This window comes from Sphaerisporangium melleum, from assembly GCF_014646695.1.
Taxonomy (GTDB): domain Bacteria; phylum Actinomycetota; class Actinomycetes; order Streptosporangiales; family Streptosporangiaceae; genus Sphaerisporangium; species Sphaerisporangium melleum.
In genome coordinates this window covers 142,380-155,164 of the sequence record NZ_BMNT01000008.1, presented here as the reverse complement: position 1 = coordinate 155,164, position 12,785 = coordinate 142,380, and the positions used below count along the sequence as shown (strand labels likewise).

The 12,785-nt window shown below is 73.2% G+C and carries 11 protein-coding genes and 1 tRNA gene; 9 read left to right on the top strand and 3 right to left on the bottom strand.

The features are described 5' to 3' along the window. Positions 1-19 precede the first annotated feature (19 nt). Positions 20-1,102, top strand: a complete 1,083-nt coding sequence (locus tag IEY93_RS09250; RefSeq protein WP_189162557.1) for a GNAT family N-acetyltransferase — start codon at positions 20-22, stop codon at positions 1,100-1,102. Between the two features lie 97 nt (positions 1,103-1,199). Then, positions 1,200-2,354 (top strand): DegT/DnrJ/EryC1/StrS family aminotransferase, encoded by a 1,155-nt coding sequence (locus IEY93_RS09245; RefSeq protein WP_189162556.1) that lies wholly within the window; start codon positions 1,200-1,202, stop codon positions 2,352-2,354. A gap of 39 nt (positions 2,355-2,393) precedes the next feature. Here IEY93_RS09245 and pdxR read toward each other — a convergent pair whose 3' ends face one another. After that, complete coding sequence (gene pdxR / locus IEY93_RS09240; protein WP_229691000.1) at positions 2,394-3,896, bottom strand: MocR-like pyridoxine biosynthesis transcription factor PdxR; 1,503 nt, start codon at positions 3,894-3,896, stop codon at positions 2,394-2,396. 66 nt (positions 3,897-3,962) lie between these two features. On the opposite strand from pdxR, the gene IEY93_RS09235 reads away from it, so the two are divergent. The 7 genes from IEY93_RS09235 (at position 3,963) to IEY93_RS09205 (ending at position 10,611) form a co-directional block, all read left to right on the top strand. After that, entirely contained in the window at positions 3,963-4,604 is a 642-nt protein-coding gene (locus tag IEY93_RS09235; protein WP_189162554.1) for a pyridoxamine 5'-phosphate oxidase family protein, read from the top strand. Between the two features lie 113 nt (positions 4,605-4,717). Then, positions 4,718-6,367: a serine/threonine-protein kinase gene (locus tag IEY93_RS09230; protein WP_189162553.1), complete on the top strand. Its 1,650-nt coding sequence runs from the start codon at positions 4,718-4,720 to the stop codon at positions 6,365-6,367. After that, positions 6,368-7,786, top strand: coding sequence for a protein kinase family protein (locus tag IEY93_RS09225; protein WP_189162552.1), 1,419 nt, complete (start codon positions 6,368-6,370; stop codon positions 7,784-7,786). Between the two features lie 58 nt (positions 7,787-7,844). Further along, entirely contained in the window at positions 7,845-9,365 is a 1,521-nt protein-coding gene (locus IEY93_RS09220) for a DUF2510 domain-containing protein (RefSeq protein ID WP_189162551.1), read from the top strand. Between the two features lie 21 nt (positions 9,366-9,386). Continuing rightward, positions 9,387-9,983: an oligoribonuclease gene (orn, locus tag IEY93_RS09215; RefSeq protein WP_189162550.1), complete on the top strand. Its 597-nt coding sequence runs from the start codon at positions 9,387-9,389 to the stop codon at positions 9,981-9,983. Between the two features lie 73 nt (positions 9,984-10,056). Continuing rightward, positions 10,057-10,129, top strand: a tRNA-His gene (locus tag IEY93_RS09210). 239 nt (positions 10,130-10,368) lie between these two features. Further along, positions 10,369-10,611, top strand: a complete 243-nt coding sequence (locus tag IEY93_RS09205; RefSeq protein ID WP_189162549.1) for a helix-turn-helix domain-containing protein — start codon at positions 10,369-10,371, stop codon at positions 10,609-10,611. Between the two features lie 23 nt (positions 10,612-10,634). Here the strand turns inward: IEY93_RS09205 and lat are convergent, their stop codons facing one another. Together lat and IEY93_RS09195 are read right to left on the bottom strand one after the other, a co-directional pair. Then, positions 10,635-11,933, bottom strand: a complete 1,299-nt coding sequence (gene lat / locus IEY93_RS09200; RefSeq protein WP_189162548.1) for an L-lysine 6-transaminase — start codon at positions 11,931-11,933, stop codon at positions 10,635-10,637. Between the two features lie 119 nt (positions 11,934-12,052). Beyond that, the gene (locus tag IEY93_RS09195) at positions 12,053-12,652 is read right to left on the bottom strand and encodes an HdeD family acid-resistance protein (RefSeq protein WP_229690999.1); all 600 of its coding nucleotides are present in this window, start codon (positions 12,650-12,652) and stop codon (positions 12,053-12,055) included. Positions 12,653-12,785: the final 133 nt, after the last annotated feature.

The window sequence follows — 12,785 nt, the reverse complement described above, 5'->3', positions numbered from 1 at the left end:
GACCACCCAGTAGGAGCCCATGCGCGTATCCGTCGTCCACCCGAGGGAGCTCGGCCCTTCCGAGACGGCCCGATGGCGGGTGCTGCAGGCGAGTGATCCCGCCTTCGACAGCCCGTTCCTGTCACCTGAGTTCACGATCGAGACCGGGCGGGTGCGCGAGCAGGCGCGGGTGGCGGTGCTGAGCGACGGTGGCGACATCGTGGGGTTCTTCCCCTTCGAGCGCCACCAGTTCGGCATCGGCATGCCCGTCGCCGCGGGACTCACCGACGCCCAGGGCATGGTGCACGCCAAGGACGTCGAGTTCGACACCCAGGAGCTGATGAAGGCCTGCGGGCTGGCGGTGTTCGAGTTCGACCACCTGGTGGCCGGCCAGCCGCTCGTCCCGGTCCGGCACACTCGCCACCCCTCACCGGTGATCGACCTGTCCGACGGCTACCCGGCCTACGTCGAGACGCTCAAGCAGGTGTCCGGCAAGACCTACAAGTCCACCGCGTACAAGTCGCGCAAGCTGCAGCGCGACCACGGCACGCTACGCCACGACTACGGCGTCTCCGACGAGTCGGTGCTGCACACGCTGCTGACCTGGAAGACCGACCAGTACCGCCGCACCGGCCGCAGCGACCGGTTCGCCCGCCCGTGGATCGTGCGCCTGGTGCGCAACCTGCTTCAGGTGGACACCGAGCACTTCGCGGGCCAGCTCGACATGATCTACGTCGATGGCCGTCCGGTCGCCGGGCACTTCGGGTTGCGCACCAAGACCACGCTCGCCGGCTGGTTCCCCGCCTACGACCCTGCCTACGCCAAGTACTCCCCTGGGCTGATCCACCACCTGGCGATGGCCGAGCGCGCCGCCGAGGCGGGCATCCGCCTCATCGACATGGGCCGGGGCGAGAAGGAGTACAAGGAGAAGCTCAAGACCGGGGAGCTGTGGGTCACCGAGGGCCGCGTCGCGCGGCCGACTCCGGGGGCCGGAGTGCACTGGCTGGTCCGCGTGCCCGTCCGCAAGGCACGTGGAACGGTCCTCAACAACTCCATGCTGCGCGAGACCGCCGACCTGGCCCTGCGGACCTACGGCCGCATCCGCACCACCATCGCCTCCTGAGGGCCGCACCGAACCGGCCGGCCGCCCGGCCGAGATGCGCTAGCTTTCTCCTTTGGCCGCCCGCGCGAGACCGGCGGGCGGCGGAGAAGGGGAGCTTGTGAGTCCCGAGAGACAGCTCGCGGCCCGCACGGGACGCGAGACCGTGTACCTGCCGTCCAACCGGCTCGGCCTCTACCTTGCCCTGCGCCACTGGTGCACGCCCGGTCAGCGCCTGCTCATGTCCCCCATCTCGGCGGACGAGATCCTGTTCCTGGTGCTGGCCGCCGGTCTCATCCCGGTCATCGCGCCCCTGTCGGTCCTCGACGGCAACATCGAGCTGGGCCGTGTCCTGCTCGGCACGGTGGACGCCGTGCTCACCACCAACCTGTACGGGCTGCCGGACGCCGTGCTGGGCATGGCGGGCGCGCTGCTGATCGAGGACGTCGCGCACGCCGCCGAGACCTCGGTGGACGGCAGGCCGCTCGGCACGTTCGGCGCGGCGGGGGTGTTCAGCCTGTCCAAGCACGCGGGCGCCGGGTCGGGCGGGGTGCTCGCGGTGGACGATCCGGCCGACCGGCGGGCGCTGGAACGCGAACGCGACCTGCTGCTCCGGCCGGGTGCGCTGCGCCGTGACCTGCTGTCGGTCGCGACCTCCACGGGCCGTCACCTGGCGCTGCGGCTGGACATGGCCCGGCCCGCGATGCGGCTGTCGCACCTGCTCGGCCTGGAGGAGCCGCGCGAGGGCCACCGCATCGCGCTGCGCCCGCGGGACCTGGCGCCGGCGCTGGCCTCGGGCGGCGGGCTGGCGGCGCTGGACCCGTGGGTCCGCGCCGACCTGCACGACTACCGCAGCCGCCGCGGCGCCGTCGCCCGGTGGTACCAGGGCCACCGCCTGGCCCGGCTGCCGAAGGAACGCGGAGCGCGGCTCGCGGGCGTCGCCCGGCTGGCCGAGCTGCCCACGGTCGCCCCTGGTGTGCTGCGGCAGACCGGCCAGCCGCTGTTCCGGGTGCCGCTGCTGGTGGCCGGCCGGGACGAGGCGATCGCCGCGCTCGCCCGCCGGGGCGTGCCCACCGGCTACCTGTACGACCCGCCGTACGACGACTACGCGCCCGGTTTCGTGGAACCGTCGCCGGAGCCGGAGGCGGCCCGCTGGTGGGCCCGGCACGTGCTGCCGGTGGACCCGCTGTACGCCGAGCGGGCGCTGCCGGTCGTCGAGTCCCTGCAGCCGGCCCCGCCGCCCCCCGGCTCCCACCTGCTCCGCCCCGCCGCCTGACCCGGGCTCGTCTCCGCGTTCGCCGGGCCGCGGCCGTGGTCAGCCGCCGGCCAGCAGTCCGGCCACGATCGCACAGCCCTTCCGCAGCTCTGCCTGCGACACCGAGCCGTACCCGATCACCAGCCCGGGATGGCGCACCGGGCCGTGGTGGTGCCGGTCGGCGGTGTCCAGCAGCACTCCCCGCTCGGCCGCGGCGGCGACCAGCGGGCCGACCCGCTCGGCGGGCAGCGGCAGGAAGACGTGCAGCCCGGCGGAGTCCCCGGTGACCAGGCCGCCGAGGATGTCCACCACGGCGGCGCGGCGGCGGGCGTAGGACAGACGCGCACGGCGCAGGTGGCGGTCCAGGTCGCCGCGTTCGAGCAGCACCGAGACGGCCTCCTGCACCGGGCCGGAGGTGCGGTCGGTGAGCGCGTGGCGCACCTGGGCGATCCGCGCGAGCAGCGCGGGCGTGGCGACCAGCCAGCCGATGCCGATGTCGGGGGCGAGCGACTTCGACAGCGTGCCGAGCAGGACGACCCGCTCGGGGTCGAGGCCGTACAGGGCGGGCAGCGGCGCCACGTCGTAGCGGAACTCGGCGTCGTAGTCGTCCTCGACCACCATGGCTCCGCTGCGCCGCGCCCAGGCGAGCAGGCGCTCCCGGCGCGGGATGGGGAGCCGGCCGCCGAGCGGGTACTGGTGCGCGGGCGTGGTGTAGAGCAGGCGCAGGTCGCCGGGCAGCCCGGCGGGCAGGACGCCCTGCTCGTCGACCGGGCAGGGGACGACCCGCCCGCCCCGGGCCTCGATGATCGTGCGCGCCTTGCCGTACCCCGGCTCCTCGACCCCGGCGCGCTCTCCCGGGCGCAGCAGGGTGGTGACGAGCAGGTCGAGGCCGTGACCGGTGCCCCGGGTGACCAGCACGTTCTCCGGGCCCACCGCGACGCCCCGCACCCGGCGCAGGTGATCGGCCAGCAGCTCGCGCAGGCGCGGGTGCCCGTAGGGGTCGATGACGTCGGCCGGGGGCCGGTCGCCCGCCCTGCGCCACGCGCGGCGCCAGGCCGCCCGGTCGTAGTCGCGCACCCAGGGTCGTCCGGGCCGCAGGTCGATGAACCCTTCGCCGCCCGGCGCGGCGGTGTACACGACGTCCGGGCCCCGGCCGGCCGCCGGCATGGCGATGGGGCGCGGCCCGGCACCGGGCGCGTCGAGCTCCGGCCCGGCCGCCGCACCGTCACGTCCGGCCGGGATGTCCCCGGCGGCGCCGCGCCCGGCGGCCGGCGCACCTCGCGTGCCGGACGACTCCCCCGGCTCGGTCAGGCCGGCGACGTAGGTGCCGGAGCCGTGCCGGCCCTCCAGCCATCCTTCGGCGTAGAGCTGCTGGAAGGCCTCGGTGACCACGGTTCGGCTCACGCCGAGCAGCGCGGCGAGGGCGCGGCTGGACGGCAGGCGCTCCCCCGAGCGCAGCGTGCCGCCGCGCATGCTCGCCCGCAACTGGTCGCCCAGTTGCACCGCGAGCGGGGTGGACGCCGCCCGGTCGAGGACGAGGGGCAGCTCGACATGGCCTGGCAAGTGGTCTCCCGAAACCGCTCGAATGTGGACCTGCCCGGCCGGTCCACTTCTCCGTACGTTAGTGGCATGCTCTCCACGACTCCTCGCACCACCGTCAAGCGCGGCAAGGACCGTGCCCGCACCGACCGCGCCGAGCTGTACGCCATTCTGGACGCCGGGGTGATCTGCCATCTCGGCGTCGTGGTGAACGGGTCGCCCCGCGTGCTGCCCACCGCCTACGGCCGCATCGGCGACACCCTGTACCTGCACGGCTCGACCGGCGCCGCGTCGCTGCACGCCGGCGGGGACATCTGCGTGACCGTCACCCATCTGGACGGCCTCGTGCTCGCCCGCTCGGTGTTCCACCACTCGGCGAACTACCGCTGCGCGATGATCTACGGCGCGCCCCGGATCGTCACCGACGCGCAGGAGCGGCTCGACGGGCTGCGCGCCATCGTCGAGAACCTCGTGCCCGGTCAGTGGGAGGCGGCGCGTAGCCCGTCCCGCAAGGAGCTGGCCGCGACGGAGGTGGTGGCGCTGTCGCTGGCCGAGGCGTCGGTGAAGGTCCGCCAGGGGCCGCCGTCGGACGAGGAGGAGGACTACGCGCTGCCGGTGTGGGCGGGCGTGCTGCCGGTCCGGATGGTCTGGGGCGCTCCGGAGCCGGATCCCGTGCTGCCCTCGGGGACACTGGTGCCCGCGCATATTTCCGGACGAGGGCCCAATGGCTGACAGTGATCACCACAGAAAGGCAAATATGGCCTTAAACATCTCCTGGCTTCGGCACCACCATTAGGCTTCGTTCTCGCGTCATGGGTGGGGGCCCGGCCACATAAGGAGACCGTATGGACGGCCACAGCGAGACCTGGCGAGTCCCCGGATACACCGAGTTACGCGAGCTCGGCACGGGCGGGTCCGGGCGTGTCGTCATGGCACGGCACGACATGGACGGGTTCCACGTCGCCATCAAATATCTCGCCGACTCGTTGTGCGGCGACCCGGGCTTCGTGGTCCGCTTCCGGCACGAGGCCCGGCTGCTGGAGCTGCTGGACAACCCGCACGCCGCGCGGTTCTACGAGTACATCGAGCACCCCGGCGGCGCCGCCATCGTCATGGAGCTGGTGAACGGCGTCTCGCTGCGCGCGATGTTGCGCTCGGAGGGCCCGACCGGCCCGGAGGCCGCGCTCGTGCTGCTCAAGGGCGCGCTGCTCGGCCTGGCCGCCGCGCACAACGGCGGCATCGTGCACCGCGACTTCAAGCCCGAGAACGTCGTCATCGAGGCGAGCGGGCACAGCAAGCTCATCGACTTCGGCATCGCGGTGCGCTCGGGCGAGGGGGTCAGCGGAGCGGGCACTCCCCCGTACATGGCGCCCGAGCAGTGGGCCGGCGCGCCCGCCGGGCCGAGCACCGACGTCTACGCCGCGACCATCGTGTTCTTCGAGTGCCTCACCGGCACCCGGCCGTTCCAGTCGCGGAACATGGCGGCACTGGCACGGCAGCACCAGTCGATGCCGCCGCCGGTCGAGCAGGTCCCCGCGCCGCTGCGGGGGCTGGTCGAGCGCGGCATGGCCAAGCGCGCCGCCGACCGGCCGCCGACGGCGGAGGCGTTCCTCGCCGAGCTCGAGGAGGTCGCCCTCCAGGCGTACGGAGTCGACTGGGAGGAGCGCGGGCGCCGCAGGCTGGCCGCGCTCGCCGGCCTGCTCGCGCTGCTGTTCCCGCTCGGCGAGGAGGGCTCGCAGGCCAGCACGTCGCTGGCCGAAACCGAGCTGGGCGGCCCCCGCCGGGCGCTGAGCAAGGTCGGCGTCAAGATCGCCGTGGGCGCGGTGGGCCTCGCGGTGGTCGCCGCGGCCGGCGCGATCCTGGTGAACTCCCTGGGCGACAGCACGCTGCAGGCCCAGACCACGACCGTCACGCCGACGGCGACCGCGTCCGGCTCCCCCGAGCCGGCCATCGCCGAAGAGCCGGTCGAGGAGCCGACGGAGGAGCCGTCCGAGGAGCCGGCGCAAGAGCCGACCGAGGATCCCGCGCCGACCGCGGCTCCGACCGGCACCGTCGCCGCCGTGCCGTCCACCCCGCCCCAGCCCCCGGCCACCAAGCCGTCGCCCAAGCCTTCCCCGAGCAAGAAGCCGGTGAAGTCTCCCAAGCCCACCGCCACCAAACCGAAGCCGTCACCGAGTCCGTCCGAGAAGGAGAGCGACCCGGACGCCAAGACGGACGACACTCTGCCCACGGGCAGGCCGAAGCCGACCCCCACTCCGCCTCCTCCGCCGCCCCCGCCGCCGTCCCCGGAGCCGACCAGGACCAGGCCGACGCCGAGCGCCCCTCCCAGCTCGACACCGCCGCCGCGCGGTGAGGGCGACACCCCCGCGCCGGACAAGACCCCTTCTGAGGGTCCGGCCGGGGCGCTGGCCGCCGGACTGGTGACGGCAGGGGCGCTTCCCGCCACACTTGTGCTCGGACAGCGCATCGCGGGACGGCACCGGAGGCGGCGGTAGATGCCAGATGGGGACAGCATCGCGGGATATCGGCCGACCGGCCGTTCCCGCGCCGGCGAGACCGGCACGTGGACCGACGCGCTGACACCGGACGGCACGCTCGGCGGCCTGCTGTGGATCGATCCCGCGGCCCTCGCGGCCCCCGGGGCTGGTGAGCGGCTCGTCGCCGAGGTGAGCGCCGACCGGCGTCTGATCCGCGGCGGGGTCACCGGGCTCATGCCGATCACCGACCTGGTGGCCGCGCGGGGACGCGTCTGGCTGCTCACCGCGCGCCCCGGGACGCCGTCTCTGGCGGAGCTGATGAACGGCCCCGCCCCTGACTCGGGCAGCGCGGCCATCGTGCTGGTGGAGACCGCGCAGACCCTTCTCGCCGTCCACGCGGCGGGCCTGGCCCACGGCGCCCTGCACCCGGGCACCGTGGTGATCACCGACGAGGGCGCGGCGCTGCTCGCCGAGCGCGGGCCGGCCGCGGCGCTGCTCGGGCAGGCGTCCGTGGAGCGTGACCTGGCGGCCTGGGCCTCCCTGGCCCGGGGGCTCGGCGCGGTGTGGGCGGCGGACGACCCGCGGGCGGCACGGCTGTTCGACCACGCGGCGGCCACCGCGGTCACCCACGGTCTCGGCGCCGCGCGGGACGTCCTGGTGGACGGCCGGGACGTGCTGCCGACCGGTTTCGCCACCCGCGAGCGGCTCGTCCAGACCGTCCAGCAGTGGTCGGCGAGCGCGGTGCCCACCGGGCGGCCGGTGCCCTCGCCGGGCATGGCAGAAGGCGAGATCGTCACGCTGCTGTACGCCCCGGACGCGCCCGCGGACCGGCGGCAGGCCGACGGCCTGCCGCCGTACCCGCCGGACACCGCGCCATCTCCACCGGGCGTGCCCACGGCCGCGGCGGGCGGCGGAGAAGTGCGCTTCGGCCCGGGGGTGCCGGCCGACACGGCGGCCGCGCAGATCTGGCGGTCCGGGCGCGAGCAGCTCACCGTGCCGGCGAACGAGCGGCCACCGCGGCCGCGGCGGCGCCGTCGCCGTCGCGGTGGCCTGCTGGGGTCGGTGGTGGTGTTCGCGGTCATCATCGCGGCCGCGGCCTACCTGTGGTCGCAGCGCGGCGATCCGCTGGCGGTGAGCGCGGTCGAGGTCAGGAAGCCGAAGGCCGCCGGGTGCGACAGCACCGTGGTCGTGACCGGCGTGGTCACCACGAACGGCTCGGCGGGCCAGGTGTCGTACGAGTGGCTGCCGACCGGCAGGAAGCCGGTGCGGCAGACCGACACCCTGCGGTCCGGCGAGTCGCGCCACGAGGTCACCCTGGAGTGGGACGTGAGCGGTCAGGGGACGCGGAAGCTGACCGCCCGGCTGCGGGTGCTGTCCCCGGTCGGGGGCTCGGGCGATCCGCTGGAGGACAAGGCCACGTTCACCTACAAATGCTGACCCACGCGAGCGGTCACCGAATGCGCGTAATAACGGCGATGTCACTATTCTGACGGGCATGACGCAGACCCCCGCCGGCTGGTACCCGGACCCGTACGGTTCTCCCCAACTGCGTTGGTGGGACGGCACTCAATGGACCGACGCGACCCATCCTCTGGAGGCCACCTCGGCCCAGGGGCCGGTGTCCACCGGCCAGTGGAGCCGGCCCGAGGGGGCAGGGCAGCCGGGGGGCGCGCCCGGGCAGGGCGGGGAGGCCCCGCAGGACGCGCCGCCGTCCGGCACCGGCCCGCAACCGGCCCCCGCCCCGCAGCAGCAGGCGACCGGGCAGCACCCGCAGCCGGGCGCCGCGCCGCAGGACCGGCCGGGCACCGGCCCGCAGCACGTCCCCGGGCCGCCGCAGGGTAGTGGTCCGCAGCAGGGCACTGGGCCGTACCCACAGCCGGGCGCGCAGGCCCCCGGCCCGCAGCAGGGCACCGGCCCCTACCCGCAGCCGGGATTCGCCCCGCCGGGCGGGCCGCAGCAGCCCGGGCAGCCTGCGGGGCCCGCCGGGCCGGGCGGCCCCTACGGGCAGCAGGGCGGCGGGCCCGGCGGGCCCACGAACGTCTACGGGCAGCCCACCGGGCCGTACGGACAGCCGGTGAGCGCCTACGGCCAGCCCACCGGACCGTACGGCGGCCCGGGGGCGCCGGGCGGCGGGCCGCAGATGCCGGGCGGGCCCGGGCCGTGGGGCGGGCCCGGCTCGACGACGCAGCTCCCGGTGCCGGACTTCGGCCCGCAGGGGCCGCCGCCGAAGAAGAAGAGCCCGCTGCCGTGGGTGCTGGGCGGCGGCGCGGTGGCGATCCTCCTCGTCGTGGCGCTCGTCATCGCCCTCACCTTCGTCAACCGGAGCGGCGGCAGGCCGACGGCGGCCGACAGCCCGGTGCCGAGTGCGAGCGCCGAGTCGTCGGCTCCCGAGGTCACCCCGCGGCTGGAGGAGACCCCGGCGCCCGATCCGAGCGCCACGGACTTCCCCGCCGAGCTTCCCCAGCCGGAAGGGGACCAGATCACCGACCCGCGCACCGGCCTGTCGTACGAGTTCCCGGGCAGCCCCTGGTCGGTCCCCAAGTGGGAGGACCTGAACGGCAACGGCCGGCCCGACCCCCGTGTCGCCGTGTGGAGCAGCGCGGCGCAGGCGATGTCGCAGGAGAATTTCGACGGCCAGGGCGGCAACTGGGTGGGCACGGTGGCCTCGTGCGCGCTGCCGCAGATCTTCGAGTACTCCGGGCCGAAGGACCTGCGCAAGGCGACGGCCGAGTTCCTCATCCAGTACGAGAAGGTCTTCTACAGCCCGCCGCACAACCGCAAGATCCTCAAGAACGAGGCCATCGAGGTGAGCGGCAAGAAGGCCTGGCTGCTCAGGCTCGAGCTGGACTTCGGTGACATCGCGAAGAAGCAGGGCTGGAAGTTCAAGAAGGAGCAGGCCGCGCTGGTCCTCGTCGACCGCGGCGGGGAGCGACCTTCCCTCCTTTACGTCTCCGTTCCCGACAATCTGGACACTTCGGTGATCAATCGCGTACTGGACTCTCTCAAGGCCTCATGACCGGGCACTACGCTGAGCTTTATGAGTGACCTGCTGGTCTGGATCGACTGTGAGATGACCGGGCTCGATCTCGGCCGTGACGCGCTCGTCGAGGTCGCGTGCGTCGTGACCGACGGCGAGCTGAACCAGCTCGACGAGGGCATCGACGTGGTGATCAAGCCGCCCAGGGAGGCGCTGGAGCAGATGTCGGAGGTCGTGCGCCAGATGCACACCTCCTCCGGCCTGCTCACCGCCCTGGCCGACGGCGTGACGCTCGCCGAGGCCGAGTCCATGGTGCTGGAGTACATCCGGCGGCACGTGCAGGAGCCGAAGAAGGCTCCGCTGTGCGGCAACTCCATCTCCACCGACCGTTCCTTCCTCGCCCGGGACATGCCGGCCGTGGACGCCTACCTGCACTACCGCATGGTCGACGTCTCCTCGGTGAAGGAGCTGGTCCGCCGCTGGTACCCCCGGGTCTACTTCGCCTCGCCGGCCAAGCAGGGCGGCCACCGGGCGCTGGCCGACATCACCGAGAGCGTGCAGGAGATGCGCTACTACCGCGCCGCGGTCTTCGTGCCCCCGCCGGGGCCGGACACCGCCACCGCGCGTGAGGTGGCGGAGGCCATAACCGGATCTTGACGCTGCACGGCACCAGAAGCTCCCAAAGCCCGCTACACTTTTCCTGTGCCGCGGTGAGAAACCGCGGGGCGTGGTGGGTGTAGCTCAGTTGGCAGAGCGCCAGGTTGTGGTCCTGGATGTCGTGGGTTCAAGTCCCATCACTCACCCTCAGGGGAGACCCGAGTTCGAAAGGCCCGGCCGGAGCATCGGCCGGGCCTTTCGCATGCCCGCCCCTCCGCACCGGGACGGCGGCACCCGCCACCATCCGTCCGGTTTCGGGGAAAGTGCGGTTTCCCGGACTGGCTGGCCCCAAAGGCGGCTTTCGCGGGCTATGCTCGCAAAAACCGGTATACCGCCAGCGCGGGGGGCTCGGCGATCAGGCAATGATTCGCGCCACGGAGGCCGGATGAGTGTCGATGACGCCACGTTCGACGATCGCGCGCACGCCGGGCTGAGCAAGCGCGAGGCCGAGGTGATGGAGCTGATCGCCACGGGTCACTCCAACGGTGAGATCGCCCAGCGGCTGTTCCTCAGTGAGAAGACCGTCAAGAACCACGTGAACCGCATCTACTCCAAGCTGGGAGCGGACTGCCGGATGACGGCCATCGGCCTGTGGAAGGGGGAGTCCTCCGCCCGGGCACAGCCATGAGCGCGCCGTGGGCGTGACCGTGGTCAGGCGGGCACGCCCACGGCCTTGGCGACGGCCTCCAGCGCGCGGGCCAGCGCCGCCAGCCCGTGGTCGATCTCCTCGGCGGTGATCGACAGGGCCGGACGCAGCCGGATGGACCGCTCACCGCACGGCAGGACGAGCACGCCCTCGTCCTCGCGAAGGGCCCGCACCATGTGGTCGCGGCCGTCGAGCACGTCGAAGGCGCACATCAGACCGCGTCCGCGCGGGTTGCGCACCAGTCCGGGGAACCGGATCTCCAGTTCGCGCAGGCCGCCGAGCAGCCGCTCGCCGAGCACCGCCGCGCGCGCGATGAGCCCGTCCCGCTCGATGATCTCCAGCATGCGGCGGGAGCGCACCATGTCCACCAGCCCGCCGCCCCAGGTGGAGTTGATCCGCCCGCTGGTCTGGAACACGTTGCCGGGGACCTCGTCCACCCTGCGCCCCGCCATGATCCCGCCCACCTGGACCTTCTTGGCGAAGGCCACGATGTCGGGCGCCAGCCCGAGCTGCTGGTAGGCCCACGCGGTGCCGGTCAGCCCCGCCCCGGTCTGCACCTCGTCCATGACGAACAGCGCGTCGTTGTCCTGGCACAGCCGCTGGACGGCCCGCAGGAAGCGCGGGCGCATGTGGTTGTCCCCGCCCTCGCCCTGGATGGGCTCGGCGACGAAGCAGGCGATGTCGTGCGGGTGGCGCTCGAAGGCCGCCCGCGCCTGGGCCAGCGCCCGCTCCTCGGCCGTCTCGACGTCCCCGAAGTGGATCGCGGGCACCTCGATGCGCGGCCAGTCGAAGACCGGGAAGCGGTCGGTCTTGACCGGCTCGGTGTTGGTCAGCGACAGGGTGTACCCGCTGCGGCCGTGGAAGGCGTGGGTCAGGTGCAGCACCTTGGTGCCGAGCTCCCTGGGCCGGCCGTGCGCCTCGTTGTGCCGGCTCTTCCAGTCGAACGCGCACTTCAGCGCGTTCTCCACGGCGAGCGCGCCGCCTTCGACGAAGAACAGATGCGGGAGATCGGGGTCGCCGAGCACCCGGGCGAAGGTGTCGGCGAAATCGGCGAGGTGCGCGGTGTACATGTCGGAGTTCGCGGGCTTGTTCGCGGCCACCCGGCCGAGCAGGGCCAGGAATTCCGGGTCGTCGCCGAACGGGTTCACCCCGAGCGGGGCGGAGGCGAAGAAGCTGTAGAAGTCGAGGTAGCGGCGGCCGGTGCCGGCGTCCACGATCCACGATCCCTGGCTGCGGTCGAGGTCGAGCTCGAAGCGGAACCCGTCGACGAGCAGGTGGCGGGCGAGCCGGTCGAGAGCGCTCATCTACCCTCCCGTGAGTGCTGGATGATGGCATGCGAGAGCATTCCCGGTGAGAGCTGGAATTATGTGGAAACCTTCCGGCAGATGACCGTTACTCCTGCAAGATCTTCTGCAGCGCTCGCTCAGACGGCGTGCGCGGCCGTGCCCGCGGCACCCCTGCGCCCGGCCTCCCGCATGCGGTGGGCCAGCAGCAGCAGCGACGCGCCGTAGAGGATGGCGAACAGTCCGATCAGCCAGGTGAGCGCGAGGGCGCCGGAGGCCGGCCAGGCGAACAGCAGGACACCAAAGATCACCGCGAGCACGCCGCTGGCCAGGTGCGACCACTCGGTGTCGCCGGCCCGGCGGCGCGCGAACGCCGCGACGATCTCGGCGACCCCGACGACCACGGCGTAGGCCGCGATGAGCACGAGCAGGGCCAGCGCCGTGATGCCCGGCCAGATCCAGGCGATCAGACCCGCCGCGATACCGAGGACGCCGGAAACGGCCAGCCAGGTCCGCGAGTCCCGGGGGTGGACGCCGCGGAAGGCGCCGTAGACCGCCATCGCGCCGCTGACGATCGCGTACGCGCCGAACAGGACGACCAGCGTCAGCAGCGTGATCAATGGCCAGACCACGGCCAGGATGCCGAACAGGATCGCGCAGGCCCCGCGTACCGCGGGAACCCACCAGTGACGGCCGGTCTCGGTCCAGGGCCGGCCCATCGCGTCGCTGACCTCGCGCATATCGTTCTCCCCCCTTGTCCCCGCTCGGGGTTCTATCCGGAAAGTCACTGCCAACAGCCCAAATAACCGTCAAATGCTGTCTACTCGCCCGCAAGCGCGGCGATATGGTCAGAAGACCGCAGCGAACGCCTCG

What these genes read in the sequence shown, in the direction of transcription:
- IEY93_RS09250 (WP_189162557.1), top strand. Translation starts at nt 20, where the DNA reads ATGCGCGTATCCGTCGTCCACCCGAGGGAGCTCGGCCCTTCCGAGACG.
- IEY93_RS09235 (WP_189162554.1), top strand. Translation starts at nt 3,963, where the DNA reads ATGCTCTCCACGACTCCTCGCACCACCGTCAAGCGCGGCAAGGACCGT.
- IEY93_RS09230 (WP_189162553.1), top strand. Translation starts at nt 4,718, where the DNA reads ATGGACGGCCACAGCGAGACCTGGCGAGTCCCCGGATACACCGAGTTA.
- IEY93_RS09225 (WP_189162552.1), top strand. Translation starts at nt 6,368, where the DNA reads ATGCCAGATGGGGACAGCATCGCGGGATATCGGCCGACCGGCCGTTCC.
- IEY93_RS09220 (WP_189162551.1), top strand. Translation starts at nt 7,845, where the DNA reads ATGACGCAGACCCCCGCCGGCTGGTACCCGGACCCGTACGGTTCTCCC.
- orn (WP_189162550.1), top strand. Translation starts at nt 9,387, where the DNA reads ATGAGTGACCTGCTGGTCTGGATCGACTGTGAGATGACCGGGCTCGAT.
- IEY93_RS09205 (WP_189162549.1), top strand. Translation starts at nt 10,369, where the DNA reads ATGAGTGTCGATGACGCCACGTTCGACGATCGCGCGCACGCCGGGCTG.
- lat (WP_189162548.1), bottom strand. Translation starts at nt 11,933, where the DNA reads ATGAGCGCTCTCGACCGGCTCGCCCGCCACCTGCTCGTCGACGGGTTC.
- IEY93_RS09195 (WP_229690999.1), bottom strand. Translation starts at nt 12,652, where the DNA reads ATGCGCGAGGTCAGCGACGCGATGGGCCGGCCCTGGACCGAGACCGGC.